This is a genomic window from Streptomyces sp. HUAS 31 (genome assembly GCF_028198125.1).
Classification (GTDB): Bacteria; Actinomycetota; Actinomycetes; order Streptomycetales; family Streptomycetaceae; genus Streptomyces; species Streptomyces chartreusis.
In genome coordinates this window covers 4,482,862-4,501,496 of the sequence record NZ_CP116353.1, presented here as the reverse complement: position 1 = coordinate 4,501,496, position 18,635 = coordinate 4,482,862, and the positions used below count along the sequence as shown (strand labels likewise).

Below are 18,635 nucleotides of genomic sequence, written 5' to 3'. Positions count from 1 at the left end.
TGACGATCTCCCGCCTTTGTGACGAACGACTCGCGGAGATCGTTCCGTGATCCACGGCCCACCGGGCAGACGGCGGAGAAATGTCCGGGAACGACACGAGACCGACCTACCCCCGAGGCGCCAAAGCCCTCCACCGCACGGTCACTTCCCCCTGCCGCCACCGCCCCGCCCCGTCCACCACGGGCCAGTCGACCGCAAGATCCCGCACCGCCCGGATCCACCTCTGCCGCGCACCGTAAGACGCATAGGGCGCCGCGGCAGCCCAGGCCCGGTCGAAGTCCCGCAGAAACGCGTGCACCGGCTCGCCGGGCACATTGCGATGAATGAGCGCCTTGGGCAGCCGCTCGGCAAGATCCGAAGGCCGCTCCAACGACCCCAACCGGGCCGCGAACGTCACAGTCCGCGGCCCCTCGGGTCCGAGCGCGACCCACACATGCCGACGCCCGACCTCATCACAGGTCCCCTCGACGAGCAGCCCACCCGCCGCGAGCCGCCCGCACAGCCGCTCCCAGACCCCGGCAACCTCCCCCTCGTCGTACTGCCGCAACACATTGGCGGCGCGGATCAAAGAGGGCCGCTGCGGTGTCGGAACCTCGAACCCGCCATGCCGAAACACGAGCCCCTCCCGCTCGTACGGCCGCGCGGCGACGACCCGAGCAGGTTCGATCTCAAGCCCGACCACACGAACCCGGGGCGCCACCACACGAAGCCGCCCGAGCAACTCGACGGCCGTCCAGGGAGCAGCTCCGTACCCAAGATCGACCGCAACAGGATCATCGCCCCGCCGCAGCGCGCTCCCATGGGCATGGGCGATCCACCGGTCCATCCGGCGCAGCCGATTCGGATTGGTGGTCCCGCGTGTCACCGTTCCCACGGGGCGGGCAACGCGGGCACTCATGCATAAGAGGGTATGCGTACGGCGGCTGCGGGCCCGTCGTGGCTGATCGCGCAGTTCCCCGCGCCCCTAAAAGAAGGGGGTTGCAGTAGGCCTGTGCCGAGACGTGACCGTGGGCGTCGCAACCGTTGCGCAGTTCCCCGCGCCCCTAGGGCGTTCCAGCCGCGTACGGCGGCAAGGGGACGTGCCGGGGGGTGTCCGCCCGCAGCGGCGGGCGTCAACGCCGAGTGCCCTTCTGAGAGAGCCCAACCGCCCGACCGAGGACGGACACCCCCCGGCACGGCCCCGACCCACCCCCCACCCGCAGGCGCTACGCGAACCCCCACCCATCCCGCACAGGCCGCCGCAGGCATCCCGGCCCCCACCCCCACGCACGCACCCCCCGAACAGTTGAGCGACCCCCGGTAATTCCTAGGCAAAAACCACCCCACCAGGAATGGGAACCCCTCCCTCCGGCGTTGCACCGCCTTGGAGGGCGCTCAACCCTCTGCCCGGCATGCCCGCAGCCAAGGAGGACCGCCACGTGAGCCAGTACGTCAGCAGGCTCGGGCGACGCTCCCCGTCGGCCCCCTCGCGACTCCGGCTCCACCGCCGCCCCCGCCGCGTAGCCATGCTCAGCGTGCACACCTCCCCGCTCCACCAGCCCGGCACAGGCGACGCCGGCGGCATGAACGTCTACATCGTCGAACTCGCACAACGCCTCGCCGCCATCAACATCGAGGTCGAGATCTTCACGCGCACCACCGCCACCGACCTCCCACCCGTCGTGGAACTGGCCCCCGGCGTCCTGGTCCGCCACATCGACGCGGGCCCCTACGAGGGCCTGAACAAGGAAGACCTCCCCGCCCAGCTCTGCGCCTTCACCCACGGCGTGATGCAGGCGTGGGCCGGCCACCGCCCCGGCTACTACGACCTCGTCCACTCCCACTACTGGCTCTCCGGCCACGTCGGCTGGCTCGCAGCCCAACGCTGGGGCGCCCCCCTCGTGCACGCCATGCACACCATGGCCAAGGTCAAGAATGCCAACCTCGCCGACGGCGACACTCCCGAACCCGCGGCCCGCGTGATCGGCGAGACCCAGATCGTCGCGGCAGCGGACCGCCTCATCGCCAACACCTCCGAGGAAGCGGACGAACTCGTACGCCACTACGCGGCAGCCCGCGACAAGGTCGCCGTCGTCCACCCCGGCGTCAACCTCACCCGCTTCGCGCCCGCCGACGGCCGAGCCGCGGCCCGCGCCCGCCTCGGCCTCCCGCAGGACGCCCTGATCCCCCTCTTCGCAGGCCGCATCCAGCCCCTCAAGGCCCCGGACATCCTCCTCCGCGCGGTGGCCGTCCTGCTCGACGAGCACCCCGAACTGCGCTCCCGCATCCTCGTCCCGATCGTCGGCGGCCCCAGCGGCAGCGGCCTCGCCAAGCCGGAGGGCCTGCAGAAGCTCGCCGCCCGCCTGGGCATCGCGGACGTCGTACGGTTCCGTCCGCCCGTCGGCCAGGAGCAGCTCGCCGACTGGTTCAGGGCGGCATCGTTGCTGGTCATGCCGTCGTACAGCGAGTCCTTCGGCCTGGTGGCCATCGAGGCGCAGGCGGCCGGCACACCCGTACTGGCCGCCGCGGTCGGCGGTCTGCCCGTCGCGGTCCGGGACGGGCACACCGGATTCCTGGTCCAGGGCCACAACCCGGCGGAGTACGCGCGCGTGCTGCGCGCCTTCGCCGACGAGCCGCACCTGACCGCCCGGATGGGCGAGGCGGCCTCCCGGCACGCCCAGTCCTTCGGCTGGGACACCGCGGCGGCGGCCACGGCGGACGTCTACACGGCGGCGGCCCAGGCGCATCGCCGTCGCGTACGCTCCCACCATGGGTGACGCACAGGACGTACAGCGGGCGGCGCAGGTCGTCGAGGGAGCCCTGAAGGACGCCGAGCTGGAGTGGGAGAGCCCCGCCCCCGGCAACTACGTCGTCAAGCTCCCCGGCACGCGCAAGCTCTCCACGACGGTGTCCCTGCTCGTCGGCCGCCACTTCCTGTCGCTGAACGCCTTCGTCATCCGCCACCCCGACGAGAACGAACCCGGCGTCCACCGCTGGCTCCTGGAGCGCAACCTCAAGCTCTACGGCGTGAGTTACGCCGTCGACCGCCTCGGCGACATCTACGTCACCGCCAAGCTCCCGCTCGCCGCCGTGACCGCCGACGAGATCGACCGTCTCCTCGGCCAGGTCCTGGAGGCGGCGGACGGCGCCTTCAACACCCTCCTGGAACTCGGCTTCGCGTCCGCGATCCGCAAGGAGTACGAGTGGCGTGTGGCGCGCGGCGAGTCGACGCGCAACCTGGACGCGTTCACCCATCTGATCCAGCGGCCCTCGGAGTGACGTTCACCGACCCCAGGGTCGACCCGCGGACCTAGAAAGGTCCGAACCAACTCACCTCGCACGACCCCTTCCGCACCCATGCGCGGCCGTGGCATGCTCACCGCCATCGCACTTCTGAACGACGTTCACATCCATGAAAAGCCGCATGGAGGGCGTACGGACATGGGCAACGCGCATCTCACCAGACGGACCCTGCTCGGCGGAGCCACGGCCGTGGCGCTCGGCGCGACGACAGCGGGCGTCGCACACGCGGCCACCGCGAAACCCCGCTCCACCGGAGCTGCGGCCCACGCGGCGCCCCAAGTCCCGCCCATATGGCGAGAGTTCAACAGCACCCCGTACACCCACCCCCAGATCCCCTACATAGGCCGGGCCGGCCACCGAGGCGGAGCGCGCCGCTTCCCCCAGCCCCGAGTCATCGCCGACGTACGGGACTTCGGCGCCGTGGCCGACGGAACGACCGACTCCGCCCCCGCGATCAACCGTGCCATCGCCGCCGCCGGAAGGGCCGGCGGTGGCACGGTCACCATCCCGCCCGGCACGTTCCGCATCGACGACGTCATCCGTATCGGCCACTCGAACGTGGTCCTCCGCGGCGCCGGCAGCACCCGCACCAAGCTGTACGCCACCCGCAACCTCACCGAACTGATCGGCCCCTACGGCTCCCGCTACGGCGGCGACAAGTCGTCCTGGTCCTGGGCCGGCGGCCTCATCTGGCTGGCACCGACGGCCCGTTGGGACTCCCTCGTCGCCGCGATCAGGGCGAAGGCGTGGCCCTTCGAGGGCTGGACCGGCAACCGGCGCGACGAGTGGCGTCCGCTCACCACCGTCGCCCCGGCCCGCCAGGGCTCCTGGACAGTGACGGTCGCGGACCCCTCGGCACTGCGCCCCGGCGCCCTGGTCCTGCTCCGCCTCTCCGACGACGCCGGCCACACCCTCCTGGAGCACATGTCCGGCGGCGGGCCGGGCCCCGAGGCGTACACCTGGGACGACAAGACCAAGCTGACCTCGTACGTCCCCTACGAGTGGCCGGTGCGCATCACCGCCGTGAAGGGCCGAAAGGTCACCCTCGAACGCCCGCTCCCGCTCGACGTACGTCCCGAATGGGACCCGCGACTGACGACCCACGTGGACGAGTTGACCGGATCGGGCGTGGAGGGCCTGACCCTGGAGGCCGTGGAGACCCCGCAGCAGCCGCACCTCCTCGACAAGGGCTACAACGGCGTCGTCTTCCAGTGCGCGTACGACTGCTGGGCCGACGACGTGACCGTCCGCCACGTCGACAACGGCTTCGGCCTGGTCGCGGCCTCCGCCTGCACGCTCCGGCGCACGCGCGTGGCGGGCCGGGGCAGCCACCACCCCTACTTCTGCCGCGAGGGCTCCCACGACAACCTGATCGAGGACTTCACGATCGAGGCCCGCACCACCCCGGCCCCCTCGGGCACCCAGCTGCACGGCATCAACGTCGAGGGCCTGTCCTCCTACAACGTCTGGTCACGCGGCGACATGCGCATGGGCACCTTCGACAGCCACCGCGGCCTGCCCTTCGCCAACGTCCGCACCGACATCACCGTCGACAACAACGGCCGCCACGGCGGCGACGCGAGCGCCGGCCCGCTGTTCGGCGCCCGCTTCACCCACTGGAACGTCCGGGTCACCAACGCCCGTGCGGGCATGATCCGCCTCGACGGCCTGGCCCCGTACTCCGCCACCGTCGGCCTCAACGAGGTCAGGGAGTTCGACCAGATCGACGTCCCCGACTTCACCGGCGACCTGCACTCCCGCCTGGAGCTGTACGGCACGACGGACGCCGTGCACCCGCCCAACCTGTACGACGCTCAGCGCGCGCTGCCGCGATAGCGCCCCGGAGGCACGCCGACCAACCTCTTGAAGTGCCGTGTCAGATGGGCCTGGTCGTAGAACCCGGTCGCGGTCGCCGTCTCGGCCGGGCTCGCCCCGCCCAGCAGCAGGGCGCGGGCGCTCTCGACGCGGCGGGAGTTGAGGTACTGGTGCGGGGCGATGCCGAAGGCGGTGCTGAACGCCCGTACCAGGTGGGCGGGATGGGCGTGCAGCAGCCGGGCGGCCTCGTCGAGGGTGAGGCCCTGGGCGACACGTGCGTCCAGGAGCTCACGGAGCTCGCGGGCGAGGGCGGGGTCACGTCGCTCCCCGGCGACCGACCGCGCCCGCAAGTGCTCGCGCAGCCGCTCTCCGACGAGGGTCAGCCTGCTCTCCGCCTCCAACTCGTCGCCGGGGTGGCCAAGTGCGGCGTGCAGCTGCCCCACGCGCTGCCGGAGCACCGGGTCCCGGAGGTCGGGGGAGTCCACCGCCGGCCCGATCAGGTCCTCGCCGAGCCGCGTGCTGTCGAGATAGAGCACCCGCTTGCGGAAGCCGTCCGGGGTGGCGGGGGAGCCGTTGTGCGGGACGTGCGGAGGCAGCAGGGACACCGTGTCGAGCGGCGTGCCGTGCTCATGGCGCTCCAGGTCGTACCGTACGGCGCCGTCGTCGACGATGAGCAGCGTCCAGGCCCCATGCACATGCATCGGATACGCGTACTCGGTGAAATGGGCGTGGAACACCTCCACGACGCCCGGGACGTGCGGGCGCCACGCGGAGACATCACGCTGCGGTGCCATGCAAAGAACGTACAAGACGCTGTCGTACGGCGCCCGGCAGTCTCGGTCCATGAGCAACGAACCGATCCGATTCGACACCAAGATCGCCGTCCTGCTGCGCGAGGACCTGGAGCCCTGGCAGCGCCTGAATGTCACCGCGTTCCTGGTCAGCGGCCTGGGAACGCAGGTCCCTGAGGTGATCGGCGACCCCTACGAGGACGCGGACGGCGTCCCCTATCTACCGATGTTCCGCCAGCCGGTCCTGGTCTTCGAGGCCTCGAAGGAGACGCTGAGCGCAGCCCACGCGCGTGTGATCTCCCGTTCCCTCCCGCGCGCCCTCTTCACCTCCGACCTCTTCACGACCGGCAACGACCGCGACAACCGGGCGGCGGTCCGGGCCGTGACCACGGGGGAGCTGGATCTGGTGGGGCTGGCGGTGTACGGGCCGCGGAACGGGGTGGACAAGGTGATCAAGGGGGCGCGGATGCATCCGTGAGGTCAGCGGGGGCGTTTCTTCGGGAGCTTCTTCCGGTTGAGGGAGGCGCGCAGGCGCTGGGCGTCGTGGGTTTTGCCCTGTCGGTGCAGGGCGTCGGCCAGCTCGAGTGTGAGGTTGCTGTACAGGCGGTGGTCGTTTCCGAGGGATTCCCGGGCGCGGGTTCTTGTTGACCGCAGGAGTGGCTCCGCCCTGGCGTACTGACCGGTGTCGATGAGAGCCCTGGCGAGGTTTGAGGCGCTGAGGATCGTGTCCTCGTGCCTGTCGCCCAGCAACTGTCGACGCCGCGTCAGGACTTCCGAATGGACGTGCAGGGCCTCGACGTGTCTGCCGAGATGAGACAGGACGAGGCCCAAGTAGCTTGAAGCGTCGAGGGCAGCAGGGTGGTCCTCATTCAAAGCACGCCGGTATCGGGCCAGGGCGTCCGTCAGCACCTGGTGGGCTTCGTCGAGACGTTCGACTTGCATCAGGGAGAACCCGTAATTGGCGACGGATCGTAGGGCATCGATGTGGTTCTCGCCCAGGGCTTCTTCGCGACGTGCCACCACGTCCCGGAGGATGGTGTACGCCTCGGCCTCTCTGCCCAGCCCGCCCAGGATGACGCCGAGATCGTGGGTCGAGCTCAGCGTGTCGGGATGCTCTTCCCCAAGCACTCTGCGCCGTCTCTCCAGGAGGTCCTCGATGAGTGGCAGCGACTCTTCGTACCTCTGCATGTCGTTCAGGGCCACGGCCACAAGCTGTGCCGCGCGCAGCGTGTCGGGGTCGTCCTCACCCAGAGAGGCCCTCCAGGTCCTGTGCAGGGTCTCGGCGAGGTGGTGGGACGCATCGGGCTGCGCGTTGCGTACGAGGTAAATGGCGGCCTTCAGCAACTTCGGCCGCAACTCGGCCCTGCCGATGATCGCGTCCAGCGTCGCCGTCAGGTGCTGGGTGAGCGATGCCCACTCCGGCCACGTCTCGGGCAGTTCCGGATCGCCGGGATCAAGGGTGGCCAGCAGCGCAGCCACATCCTGCACCGGCCCTCCGGCCTGCTCGGCACTGGCATGGCGCACCACCGCCTGCGTGAGCCGATGCACCTGGAACACGTCGGGCCCGACCACCGCCAGCCCGTACTGGGCGAGCGGCTGGAGCGCGTTTCTCGGCCAGCGGAAGTCGTTCGGGTCCCCCGGCACGCTGGTCAGCGCCCCGCGGGCCTCGACGAGCCACTTCGTCGGGATGGGCTCGGGCCCGAGGAACGCCGCCAGGCGCAGCAGCGCCGCCGCCTCCGGACGGCCCGCGTCCAAGCGTTCGGCGGCGATCGTGACGGTGGCCGCCACCGAGACCGGATAGTCGTAGACCTCCCCGTCGTTGAGGAGTTCGGCGGTGTTGGTCCTGAGCAGCTGGAGGTAGTGGTCGGGCGGTGTCCCCTCGCCGAGCGCGCCTGCGGCTTGCGCCAGCGCGAGCGGCAGATCGCCGAGGGCGTCGGCCAGCGCGTCCGCCGTCCCGGAGCTGAGCGTGGGCAGTTGACGGTTGAGGTAGCCGAGCGATTCCTCGCGGCTGAACACCCCCAGGGCGAGACCCGGCACGACCTTGCTCCAGGCCGGGTCGCGCGCAGTGATGAGCACATGGCCGGAGCCCTCCGGCAACCAGGTGCGCAGCTGCCGCGGGTCCTCGGCGTTGTCCAGGACGATGAGCCACCGGTCGCTGGTGCGCAGGTACTCCAGGGCGTACCGGGCGTTGATCTCGGCACCGGCGTCCGGCTTGGCCACGTCGACGCGGGCCGCGAGTTCCGCGTACCGGGCTGGCACCTGCTCGGGCTGCTCGGCGTCGACCCACCACACCAGGTCGTACTGCCCGGCGAAGCGGTGCGCGTACTCCAGGGCCATCTGGGTCTTGCCGACCCCGCCCGGTCCGTGCAGCACCCGTACCGCGGCCCGGCGTTCGCCGAGCAGACCTCGGCGCACCCTCTCGATGATCTCGTCGCGGCCGGTGAAGTGCGGGTTGCGCCCCCGCTGTCGTACGTCCCACACGGCGGGGTCGTGGAGGGCGGAGGGGAAGCGGGGCTGGAGCCCCTGAGGTGCCGCCGGCCCGGAGCGCTTGGCGCTTTTCGTCCCCTTGCCCGCCTTCCCGGGGAAGGCCGGCGAGGTCGTCGGGATCTCCCGCCCGCGCACCGCTTCCAGCAGGGCTTCGAGAGCCGTTGCCTCTTCCAGGTCATGCAGCTCACGGCGAATACGCGGCCGGAGGATCGCGGGCAACTGCCCGACCTCCAAAGGCTCGACCACCAACGGCACGAAACGGTCCCGGCCGGCCAGCGCGGCGGTCCACTCCTCCTCCGTGTACCGGCCCGGGGCGAAGTACTGCGGGGAGAACAGGGCGACGACCGCGGAGGCCCGTTCCAGCGCCTCGTTCATCTTCTTCACGAAGTCCTCGCCGGTGCGCCAGTGCCAGAGATCGAGTTCGATCTCGTACCCGGCCTCCCTGAGGTGCCAGGCCACCCACTCCGCCCACTGGCCGTCGTGCCCGGCATGGCTGACGAAGATCAACCCGGAACTGTCGGTCATGCCCGTCTCCCACCCCAGCGGCCCCAACGGCCCCCGTACCGCGCCTCCTTGTATACCCCGTGGAGCGCGGACTCAGCAGGGAGACGGGCAGGCAGAGGGTGCGTTGTCAGGCGGTACGGACGTCGGGCTCCGTACCGGGGACGGGGCTGACGTCGGTCTCCGCGCTCTTCGTGATCTCCACCGTCTCCTTGATCGCCGGGGACTCCGCCCCGACGTAGCGGGTCAGGGCGCCGTACCCGATCGCCGCCGCCGTCCCCACGAGCGCGCACAGCCCCCACAGCCACTCGGCGCCGAGGTGGTCGATGACGAAGCCGGACATCAGGGGGGCGACCAGGGCGGCGACGGCCCAGGAGAGGGTGTACATGCCCTGGTAGCGGCCGCGGCCGTGGGCGGGGGAGAGGCGGACGACGAGGCCGGTCTGGGTGGGGGCGTTGAGCATCTCGCCGAGCGTCCAGACGCACACCGTCAGCGCGAAGACGCCGACCGAGCCGGCGAACGCGGTGAGGCCGAAGCCGTAGCCGGCGAGCAGGGACGACACGATGAGGATCCGCCCCGCGTCCCGGCGTTCGATGAACCGCGTGACCGGGATCTGGAGCGCGACGATCAGGATGCCGTTGATGGCGATGGCGAGGCCGTAGTCGGCGGGCGAGAACCCGGCGTCGCCCATCGCGATCGGCAGACCGACCGAGCCCTGCTGGAAGACGAGGGCGACGAGGAATGACAGCCCGACGACGGCCATGAAACGCCCGTCGCGCAGGACGGTCCCGAGCCCGACCTCCTGCTCGCCCTTGCCCGTGTCCGACTTCTCGGGCCGGGACTCGGGCAGCTTCACGAAGATCACGACCGCGCAGACGGCCGTCATGCCGGCCTCGATCAGGAACCCGGCGAGGTAGCTGACCTCGGCGATGAACCCGGCGGCCATGGAGGAGACGGCGAAGCCGAGGTTGATGGCCCAGTAGTTGAGGGAGAAGGCGCGCACCCGGTCCTCGGGCCGCACGATGTCTGCCATCATCGCCTGCACGGCGGGCCGGGAGGCGTTGGAGGCGGCGCCGACGACGAAGGCGACCGCGGCGATGGCGACGGGGTGGTGCACGAACCCGAGCACGGCGACCGACACGGCGGTGGAGGCCTGGGCCACCAGCAGGGTCGGCCGCCGCCCGAGCCGGTCGGTCATGACGCCGGCGCCGATCGACGAGACGACGCCGCCGAGCCCGTGGAGGGAGGCGACGAGACCGGCGTAGGAGGCGGAGTAGCCGCGGTCGAGGGTGAGGTACAGCGCCATGAAGGTGGCGACGAATGCGCCGAGCCGGTTGACCAGGGTGCTGGTCCACAGCCACCAGAACTCGCGGGGAAGCCCGGCGACGGTCTCTCGGGTGGCGCGTCGCACGGCGGCGAGTGGCATAGGGGTCCCCACGGATGTAGCCGGACACCGGCAGCGGATGTAAGTAGCCAAGAAGGCATCCGCAACTTACAAACGCGGGGCCGGGGCGGGCCACTCAATTAACAGATCCCGTCAACTGTCCGCCTGCTGGGCGGGCGGCCTGGGGGCCGAATGCGTCGATTACGCTCTGAGGCATGGCCGACGCACCGTACAAGCTGATCCTCCTCCGCCACGGCGAGAGCGAGTGGAACGCGAAGAACCTGTTCACCGGCTGGGTGGACGTGAACCTCAACGAGAAGGGCGAGAAGGAGGCAGTCCGCGGTGGCGAGCTCCTGAAGGACGCCGACCTCCTCCCCGACGTGGTCCACACGTCCCTCCAGAAGCGCGCGATCCGCACGGCCCAGCTGGCGCTGGAGTCCGCGGACCGCCACTGGATCCCGGTCCACCGCTCGTGGCGCCTGAACGAGCGCCACTACGGCGCGCTCCAGGGCAAGGACAAGGCGCAGACCCTCGCCGAGTTCGGCGAGGAGCAGTTCATGCTGTGGCGCCGTTCCTACGACACCCCGCCGCCGCCGCTTGAGGACGGCACGGAGTTCTCCCAGTCGGACGACCCGCGCTACGCGACGATCCCGCCGGAGCTGCGCCCCCGCACGGAGTGCCTGAAGGACGTCGTCGTCCGCATGCTCCCCTACTGGTACGACGGCATCGTCCCGGACCTGCTCGCCGGCCGCACGGTCCTGGTCGCGGCCCACGGCAACAGCCTCCGCGCCCTGGTCAAGCACCTCGACGGCATCTCCGACGCCGACATCGCGGGCCTGAACATCCCGACGGGCATCCCCCTCTACTACGAGCTCGACGCCGACTTCAAGCCGGTCACCCCGGGCGGCAAGTACCTCGACCCGGAAGCGGCCGCGGCAGCGATCGAGGCGGTCAAGAACCAGGGCAAGAAGAAGTAAGTCGAAACCATCAAGCCCCTCACCTGCGGTTTCCCTGGCGGTGAGGGGCTTGATGCTGTCGCTCCTCAGGTCATCCCATGCACAAAGCGCGCCCGGCTCGGGAGGCCGGGCGCGCTTCGTGGTCGGTCGGTGAGTGGGGGACGCGTTCAGTTCACGCGTGTGGTGTCGAGGTCAGCGGCGGTAGCCGCCGTGGTGGCCGCCGTGGTGGCGGTCGTAGCCCCAGGACTCGTTGTCGATGAAGCGTCCGCGGTCGTTGCGGAGGGTGGCGGTGTCGGAGCGGTTGTCCCAGATGTAGCGGCGGCTGTCCTGGTACAGGTCGCTGTCGGTGTCGCGGCCGTAGCCGGTGTGGACGCGGACCGTGGCGCGGCCTTCCAGGCGGTAGTGGTCGAAGGTGTAGGTCTGACCGTCCTCGTCCTCGAGGGTCCAGCCGTCGAGGTTGACGGTGTGGCGGGTGGTGTTGGTGATCTCCACCCACTCGCGGTTCAGGGAGCGGTTGGAGCGGTCGTCACGGCCCGGGGAGTCGTACTGGACGTCCGAGATCTGCACCTTCGGCCGCTCGTGACGGGGGTGGTCGGCGGCGGACGCCGGCAGCGTGACGACCGAGACCAGAGCGCCGGCGGCGAGCGCGGCGGCGGCGAGACGGCGGGCGCTGACAGAAGCGGAAGCGGACAAGGGGTCTCCCATGGTGCGGACACCTTCTCCGGGCGGCAGCTCGGGCTGCCGGGGAGTAGGTGCGGTGTGAAGTGGCGGCCGGCTGGCCGCACGCACACCTTGTCCACGTCGTGGAGGAATTCAGGAGAAGGCATCACGTCTGTTACCTGTTGCCCATATTTCTATGACTCTCGGCTGCAACATCCATATATGCCGTCTATGGCCATGCGTTGACGTGCCGGCGGGCCGGGAGGCCTTGCGGGCGTTGGGCTGTGACGCCTCCCCGCCACGGCACGCCACCCCGCGAGGGATCGGGCCGTCACCCGAAAGTGAGTAACAGCAGATCGCCGATAACTCGGCCCTGGCATGGTGGCCGGCTTCGAGCGGTGCGCTTGTGTCCGGTGCCGAGCCCTGGACAGACTGGCCGCTTGCCACGGGGCTACCGGTGCTCACGGGGCTACCGGTGCTGGGGGAGGGCGGGATGAGGGGGCGGGTGAAGGCATGGCTGGCCGGGGGCTGGCTCGTGCTGGTTGTTGCCGGCTGGGCGTTCACCGAGTCGATCAATGACGGGATCGAGCCGACGTCGGGTCCGCGTCCCGAGCCGTCGGCCTCGGCCTCGTCCTCGTCATCGTCATCGAGCCCTCCGGAGTGCCCCGTGACAGCCCTGCCGACGCCCACGCCGTCCATCGACCCGGACCGCGACGTCTCCGACTTCCACGCCGAAGCCGAAGCCGAAGCCGAGGCCGAGGCCGAATTGGAACCCGGCGTCACCGTCACAGCCTTCGCCTGCATCGTCTCGGACTAGGCCCCGCCGGCAGCAAGGTCAGCCGGCGCCGCAGCCGCCGCCGCGCACAGCGAAGGGCCCCGGCACGTCATCCGCCCCGAGGCCCTCACCGTCGTACGAGATCTACCGCGGCCACCGCGTCCGAGGCGTCCCACGACACCCGCCGCGCCGTACGCCACAGACCTCCGTGTCCTGCGCCCTCACTTTCACCCGCACTGGCAAGGGTTCCCCGACTGGCACCCGCACCCGCAGCCCGAGCCGCAGCCGCACGCGCCGAAGAGCGGGAGGCTCCTGATGTCGGCGGACTGCTCGGTCGGGAGTTCCTGGGTGGGGTCGGGCGTGGTGCCGGGAGTACTGGGGGATTCGGCCATGGTCCCTCCTCGAGGCTGGTGCCTGTGCCCATTCCATGCCCGCCCCGCTGGGCGCATCAACGGCGCACAGAGGCTTGCCCGCGCCCCGAACAGCTCTCCGCGAGCCCGCTCACGACCCCACACGGGCCTCGCTCGAACGGGCATACGGCCACCGGAGCCCCCGCCCCGGGGCTCCCCACCGGGTGCCAATGCCACCAAAACCCAAGATCCCCCAGGACCCGAAGGACCTGAGGGACCAAGAGGAATCGAACAGCCCGGCGAAACCGAGAGCCCGGCGAGACCGAGAGCCCGGCGAGACCGAGAGCCCGGCGAGACCGAAGAGCCCGGCGAAACCGAAGGGACCTACGCCCCCTCCACCCCCGAAACCGGCTGGATGTCGGGCTGGATGTCCTGCTGGAGCTCGTCCGCGTGCTCACCCGTCACCAGATAGACCACCCGCTTCGCCACCGCCACCGCATGGTCGGCGTACCGCTCGTAGTAGCGGCCGAGCAGCGTCACGTCGACCGCCGTCTCGATGCCGTGCTTCCAGCGCTCGTCCATCAGGTGCTGGAAGAGCGTGCGGTGGAGGAGGTCCATCGCGTCGTCGTCCTGCTCCAGCTGCATCGCCAGATCGACGTCCTTGGTGATGATCACCTCGGCCGCCTTCGCCATCAGCCGCTGCGCGAGCTGGCCCATCTCCAGGATGGTGGCGTGCAGGTCCTGCGGAATCGCACGCTCCGGGTAGCGCAGCCGCGTGAGCTTCGCCACGTGCTGGGCCAGGTCGCCCGAGCGCTCCAGGTCCGCCGACATGCGCAGCGAGGTGACCACTATCCGCAGGTCCGTGGCCACCGGCTGCTGGCGTGCCAGCAGGGCTATGGCCCGGGCCTCCAGGTCGTGCTGAAGGTCGTCGACCTTCTCGTCACCCTCGATCACGCTCTCGGCCAGCTTCAGGTCGGAGTCGAGGATCGCCGCCGTGGCGCGCCCGATCGCCGACCCGACCAGCCGGGCCATCTCCACCAGACTGTCGCCGATCGAGTCCAGTTCCTCGTGGTACGCGTCCCGCATCAGGGTCCCTCTCTTACGTATGCCTCGGGGGGTTCCGGGCGCCAGGAGACTGCCGTCCGACCGGCAGTTCCATGGCCGTGGCCGCCGTATGTGTCGACCACCGGCCCTCTCCGACCACCGACCACCGGTCCCGTCGTCCGAGCCGACCACCGGTCCTGTCGTCGGACAGGCAGTCTTACCGTCATCACCTCCGACAGTAAGACCGTCGCGAAAACGACAGTCGGACTGTCGTGAAACCGCCAGTGCGATCTCGCGCCTCTACGCTAAACCGACTGTGTGATCTACGCGCTGAACTGGCCGTGCGAACCCCACGCCCCCACCATCCGGTCTCTACGCGTCCGTTTCCGCCACCCCAAATGAACCAACACTGGCTCCAAGGTGAACTCTGGGCGACGAGTGTTCGAGCTCGCACTCCGACGGCTGTGGGCACAGCCCTGGCCATGCCTAACCTGGGTGCATGGACGTGAACGCGGCGGTCGCCGCAGCGGCAGCGATCGCCGGGGTTCTCACCGGCGTGATCGCCATGCTGGCGTTCCGCTGGAGCGAACGCGACCTGAAACGACCCACCCGGACCTCCCTGCACACCGACCCGGTCCTGCCGCCCGGCGTGGACACGGTCCTGTCGGTGCTGCGCTCCTCGGCGGTGGTCCTCGACGAAGGGGACGCCGTCGTCAAGGCCAGCTCGGCGGCGTACGCCCTCGGTCTGGTGCGCGGCGGCAAGCTTTCCGTCGAACCCATGCTCCAGATGGCCCGGGACACCCGGCGCGACGGCGAGATACGGCAGGTCGAGCTGGACCTGCCCCGGCGCGGCACCGGCCGCGGCGAGGCCCTCGCCGTCTCCGCCCGGGTGGCCCCCCTCGGCTCCCGGCTCGTACTGCTCCTCGTCGAGGACCTCACCGAGGCCCGGCGCATAGAGGCGGTACGGCGCGACTTCGTCGCGAACGTGAGCCATGAGCTGAAGACACCGGTCGGCGCGCTCTCCCTGCTGTCCGAGGCGGTCATGGACGCCTCCGACGACCCCGAGGCCGTGGAGCGCTTCGCCGGGCGCATGCAGATCGAGGCGACCCGGCTCACCAACCTGGTGCAGGAGCTCATCGACCTCTCCCGGGTGCAGAACGACGACCCGCTGGAGGACGCCGAGCCCGTCCGCGTGGACGAGCTCGTCGCCGAGGCGATCGACCGCTGCCGGCACGCCGCCGGCACGAAGCAGATCAACATGGCCGCCGGCGGCACCGAGGACCTCAGCATCTGGGGCAACCGGGGCCAGCTGGCCGCCGCGCTCGGCAACCTCGTCGAGAACGCCGTCAACTACTCGCCCGCCCGTACCCGCGTCGGCATCGCCGCACGCCGGCTCACCGCGCCGGGCGGGGACCACATCGAGATCGCCGTGACCGACCAGGGCATCGGCATCTCGGACAAGGACAAGGAGCGCATCTTCGAGCGCTTCTACCGCGTCGACCCGGCCCGTTCCCGTGCCACAGGTGGCACCGGCCTCGGTCTCGCGATCGTCAAGCACGTGGCCGCCTCGCACGGCGGGGAGGTCACGGTGTGGAGTTCCGAGGGACAGGGCTCCACGTTCACCCTGCGGCTGCCGGAGGCGGGTGCGGCCCGCGACCGTGCTCAGCAGCACCCCGATCTCGACGACGAGGCCGGGCAGTCCGCACTATCGAATTCCCCCACTTCCCCCGACTCACCCGCGTACGAAACGCTTTCCGCCCCGGAGGTCCTTCCGTGACCCGAGTGCTCGTCGTCGAGGACGAGGAGTCCTTCTCCGACGCCCTGTCGTACATGCTCCGCAAGGAGGGCTTCGAGGTCGCCGTCGCGACCACCGGGCCCGACGGACTCGACGAGTTCGAGCGCAACGGCGCCGATCTCGTCCTCCTCGACCTGATGCTGCCCGGCCTGCCGGGCACGGAGGTCTGCCGTCAGCTGCGCGGTCGCTCCAACGTGCCGGTGATCATGGTCACCGCCAAGGACAGCGAGATCGACAAGGTTGTCGGCCTGGAAATAGGAGCCGATGACTACGTCACCAAGCCGTTCTCCTCACGCGAGCTGGTCGCCCGTATCCGGGCCGTCCTGCGCCGCCGCGGCGAGCCCGAGGAGGTCACCCCGGCCGCGCTGGAGGCGGGCCCGGTCCGCATGGACGTGGACCGCCATGTGGTCACGGTCTCCGGCTCCAAGGTCGACCTGCCTCTCAAGGAGTTCGACCTCCTGGAGATGCTCCTGCGCAACGCGGGCCGGGTCCTGACCCGGATGCAGCTCATCGACCGGGTCTGGGGTGCCGACTACGTCGGTGACACCAAGACCCTCGACGTCCACGTCAAGCGCCTGCGCGCCAAGATCGAGCCGGACCCGGGCGCCCCGCGCTACCTGGTCACGGTCCGCGGCCTCGGCTACAAGTTCGAGCCGTAGACCGCGGGGAGAAGACAAGACGAAGGGCGGGGCCCCGGATTTCCGGGGCCCCGCCCTTCGTCCACAGCTGTGGAGCCGTCTCTACGGCGATGCGGGCGCCGTCAGCCGGTCAGTGACCGGCGGACGACTGCGAGGCGGCGTCCGTCGGGGTCGCCGTGCCGGCACCCTGACCGCCCTCGGTCCCGGCACCGGGGGTCTCCGAGGAGCCCGCGGAGGCACCACCGCTCGGCGTGGCCTCGGCGCCGGCGTTCGGAGTGCCGGTCGGGGTCCCCGTCGGCGAGGACGCCGTCTCCGGCGCGGCCGGGACCTCGGTCGGGCCCCAGCCCTCGAAGTAGCTCTCGGCGGGCACCACGAAGGCGCGCAGGCTCACGTCACCGGTCTCGCTGAAGGTGAAGGTGATCTTCTGCGCGTTGCCGTCGCGGACGGCCTCACGGCTGCTCGACAGCACCGCGGAGGCGTTGTCCTTGCCGCCGATGATCAGCCGGCCGCCGGCCGGGATGGTCAGGCTGCCGCCCTTGGCGGCCTTGAGCTCGGCGGTCTTGTCGGTGTCGTCCACCTTGATCGCGTCGAGCGTCTGGGCCGTCTTGCCGGAGTTGAACAGGGTCGCGGAGATCGCGGCCGGTCCGGTCGACTCCAGGTCGGGCTGGGTGATGACGAGAGCGTTCTGGATCTTGATGTCGCCGACGCTGGTGGCCGCGTTGTCCGGCTTGATCTGCAGCGTCTGGGCGTCGTTTCCTGCGGCGCACGCGGCGAGCGAGGTGATCGAGAACGCGAGGGCGGCGGCAGCGAGTGCGCCGCGTCGAAGGCTGCTGCTCACGGCGGCGGCAACTCCTTGACTCGAACGGGGGGCGCGTAAAGCCGCCCTAAGTGTCTGTCAGCGGCCTTAGGTTACCGAGCCGTTCCCGCGCGACCGCACCCGACCCTCCCCTCACAGGCCGAACAGCTGTCGAAGTCCCTCTTCCAACCCCGTCTCTTCACCCACAAGCGGCCCGGGAGTCACATTGCCCGGCCGCTCGTCCGTCATTCACATAAGCCCCTCGCAAGCACCTGCGCAAAATCTCCGTGAAGGAATGCGCGACGCTCCGGAAATTGATCACCGGCCATGCTGTCCGACCTGGCTGTGATCAATTCCGGGATTCGTCCGGGACCCGACTCGGGACGCCGAACGGAGTAGCGGAAGTCGCACACTTGGAACCGGACATTTGTGTACGTTCGACCACTCGGAGGTGCCGCCGGATGTGTGTAACGTACGCGTTTCCCTGTGTCCGCAGAGCCGCTCCCACCTGCGAATACCTTCTTCCGGTCGGCCCGCGAAGCACGTTCCTGTTGGAGTTGTCAAGCCCCGAGATATGCCCTGACCTGCGAAAACGCCATTCAGAACCCGCAGTTTCCGTGTTACCCTGGATAGCCACGGAAGGGGTACCTGTCACATGACGTTCAAGGTTGGCGACACCGTGGTCTATCCCCATCACGGGGCCGCGCTGATCGAGGCCATCGAAACTCGCCAGATCAAAGGCGTGGACAAGACCTACTTGGTGCTGAAGGTCGCCCAGGGTGACCTGACGGTACGTGTGCCAGCGGACAATGCGGAGTTCGTCGGCGTGCGTGATGTGGTCGGTCAGGACGGGCTGGACCGGGTCTTCGAGGTGCTGCGCGCGCCGTACGCCGAGGAGCCCACGAACTGGTCGCGTCGTTACAAGGCAAATCTGGAGAAGCTCGCCTCCGGCGATGTCATCAAGGTCGCGGAAGTCGTGCGTGACCTGTGGCGTCGTGAGCGCGAGCGCGGACTCTCCGCCGGTGAGAAGCGCATGCTCGCCAAGGCCCGCCAGATTCTGGTGAGCGAGCTCGCCCTCGCGGAGAACACCAACGAGGACAAGGCCGAGGCCCTGCTCGACGAGGTTCTCGCGTCCTGACGCGGTTTCATCCGCCTCAGTTCATTCAGCACACTGCTGTATGGCTTTAAAAAGTGCCGCGGTGCCCGATGACGTATTTCCTGTCGCCGGGCGCTGCGGCATGTTCGCTCGCGGGCGCTGTTCCATCTGCTCCGCAGGCCTGTCTCGGGGGTGCCCCCGATACTTGACGTGCCGGGCCCGGCAGCAGGCTCGACCGACTGTCACGGAAGGGTCCGGTCAAGAC

Annotated in this window: 16 protein-coding genes; 9 read left to right on the top strand and 7 right to left on the bottom strand. The window is 69.9% G+C overall.

The features are described 5' to 3' along the window. Positions 1-106: 106 nt before the first annotated feature. Positions 107-898: a class I SAM-dependent methyltransferase gene (locus PGH47_RS19840; RefSeq protein ID WP_271664551.1), complete on the bottom strand. Its 792-nt coding sequence runs from the start codon at positions 896-898 to the stop codon at positions 107-109. Positions 899-1,418: 520 nt separating this feature from the next. On the opposite strand from PGH47_RS19840, the gene mshA reads away from it, so the two are divergent. The 3 genes from mshA (at position 1,419) to PGH47_RS19825 (ending at position 5,118) form a co-directional block, all read left to right on the top strand. After that, positions 1,419-2,756: a D-inositol-3-phosphate glycosyltransferase gene (mshA, locus tag PGH47_RS19835; protein WP_271668101.1), complete on the top strand. Its 1,338-nt coding sequence runs from the start codon at positions 1,419-1,421 to the stop codon at positions 2,754-2,756. Further along, on the top strand, positions 2,749-3,258 hold the full coding sequence (locus PGH47_RS19830; RefSeq protein WP_271664550.1) for a YbjN domain-containing protein: 510 nt from the start codon (positions 2,749-2,751) through the stop codon (positions 3,256-3,258). The genes mshA and PGH47_RS19830 overlap by 8 nt, the downstream gene beginning before the upstream one ends. 162 nt (positions 3,259-3,420) lie before the next feature. Continuing rightward, positions 3,421-5,118: a glycosyl hydrolase family 28-related protein gene (locus tag PGH47_RS19825; protein ID WP_271664549.1), complete on the top strand. Its 1,698-nt coding sequence runs from the start codon at positions 3,421-3,423 to the stop codon at positions 5,116-5,118. On the opposite strand, the gene PGH47_RS19820 is transcribed toward PGH47_RS19825, so the two are convergent. Continuing rightward, the gene (locus PGH47_RS19820) at positions 5,097-5,891 is read right to left on the bottom strand and encodes a helix-turn-helix domain-containing protein (protein ID WP_271664548.1); all 795 of its coding nucleotides are present in this window, start codon (positions 5,889-5,891) and stop codon (positions 5,097-5,099) included. The two genes, PGH47_RS19825 and PGH47_RS19820, sit on opposite strands and share 22 nt — an antisense overlap. A gap of 49 nt (positions 5,892-5,940) precedes the next feature. On the opposite strand from PGH47_RS19820, the gene PGH47_RS19815 reads away from it, so the two are divergent. Then, a complete protein-coding gene (locus tag PGH47_RS19815; protein ID WP_271664547.1) occupies positions 5,941-6,366 on the top strand; it encodes a DUF2000 domain-containing protein in 426 nt (141 codons plus the stop codon). A 2-nt stretch (positions 6,367-6,368) separates the two neighbouring features. Here the strand turns inward: PGH47_RS19815 and fxsT are convergent, their stop codons facing one another. Together fxsT and PGH47_RS19805 are read right to left on the bottom strand one after the other, a co-directional pair. Then, on the bottom strand, positions 6,369-8,900 hold the full coding sequence (gene fxsT, locus PGH47_RS19810) for an FxSxx-COOH system tetratricopeptide repeat protein (protein WP_271664546.1): 2,532 nt from the start codon (positions 8,898-8,900) through the stop codon (positions 6,369-6,371). Positions 8,901-9,006: 106 nt separating this feature from the next. Continuing rightward, positions 9,007-10,302, bottom strand: coding sequence for an MDR family MFS transporter (locus PGH47_RS19805; RefSeq protein WP_271664545.1), 1,296 nt, complete (start codon positions 10,300-10,302; stop codon positions 9,007-9,009). Positions 10,303-10,475: 173 nt separating this feature from the next. On the opposite strand from PGH47_RS19805, the gene PGH47_RS19800 reads away from it, so the two are divergent. Next, positions 10,476-11,237 (top strand): phosphoglyceromutase, encoded by a 762-nt coding sequence (locus PGH47_RS19800; RefSeq protein ID WP_030946055.1) that lies wholly within the window; start codon positions 10,476-10,478, stop codon positions 11,235-11,237. Positions 11,238-11,408: 171 nt separating this feature from the next. Here PGH47_RS19800 and PGH47_RS19795 read toward each other — a convergent pair whose 3' ends face one another. Beyond that, positions 11,409-11,921 carry a lamin tail domain-containing protein gene (locus tag PGH47_RS19795; protein WP_271664544.1) on the bottom strand — a complete coding sequence of 171 codons (513 nt, stop codon included), beginning with the start codon at positions 11,919-11,921 and terminating at the stop codon, positions 11,409-11,411. A gap of 460 nt (positions 11,922-12,381) precedes the next feature. Here PGH47_RS19795 and PGH47_RS19790 point away from each other — a divergent pair, with 460 nt between their 5' ends. Beyond that, positions 12,382-12,693: a hypothetical protein gene (locus tag PGH47_RS19790; RefSeq protein ID WP_271664543.1), complete on the top strand. Its 312-nt coding sequence runs from the start codon at positions 12,382-12,384 to the stop codon at positions 12,691-12,693. Positions 12,694-13,385: 692 nt separating this feature from the next. On the opposite strand, the gene phoU is transcribed toward PGH47_RS19790, so the two are convergent. Beyond that, a complete protein-coding gene (gene phoU / locus PGH47_RS19785; RefSeq protein WP_150501549.1) occupies positions 13,386-14,087 on the bottom strand; it encodes a phosphate signaling complex protein PhoU in 702 nt (233 codons plus the stop codon). A 457-nt stretch (positions 14,088-14,544) separates the two neighbouring features. Between phoU and PGH47_RS19780 the strand changes: the two genes are divergently transcribed. Together PGH47_RS19780 and PGH47_RS19775 are read left to right on the top strand one after the other, a co-directional pair. Further along, a complete protein-coding gene (locus tag PGH47_RS19780; RefSeq protein WP_125528819.1) occupies positions 14,545-15,822 on the top strand; it encodes a sensor histidine kinase in 1,278 nt (425 codons plus the stop codon). Continuing rightward, positions 15,819-16,499, top strand: coding sequence for a response regulator transcription factor (locus PGH47_RS19775; RefSeq protein ID WP_015659563.1), 681 nt, complete (start codon positions 15,819-15,821; stop codon positions 16,497-16,499). Before PGH47_RS19780 ends, PGH47_RS19775 begins: the two co-directional genes overlap by 4 nt. Positions 16,500-16,608: 109 nt before the next feature. Here PGH47_RS19775 and PGH47_RS19770 read toward each other — a convergent pair whose 3' ends face one another. Further along, the gene (locus PGH47_RS19770; protein WP_271664542.1) at positions 16,609-17,316 is read right to left on the bottom strand and encodes a DUF461 domain-containing protein; all 708 of its coding nucleotides are present in this window, start codon (positions 17,314-17,316) and stop codon (positions 16,609-16,611) included. 613 nt (positions 17,317-17,929) lie between these two features. On the opposite strand from PGH47_RS19770, the gene PGH47_RS19765 reads away from it, so the two are divergent. Beyond that, on the top strand, positions 17,930-18,412 hold the full coding sequence (locus tag PGH47_RS19765) for a CarD family transcriptional regulator (protein WP_003953493.1): 483 nt from the start codon (positions 17,930-17,932) through the stop codon (positions 18,410-18,412). Positions 18,413-18,635: the final 223 nt, after the last annotated feature.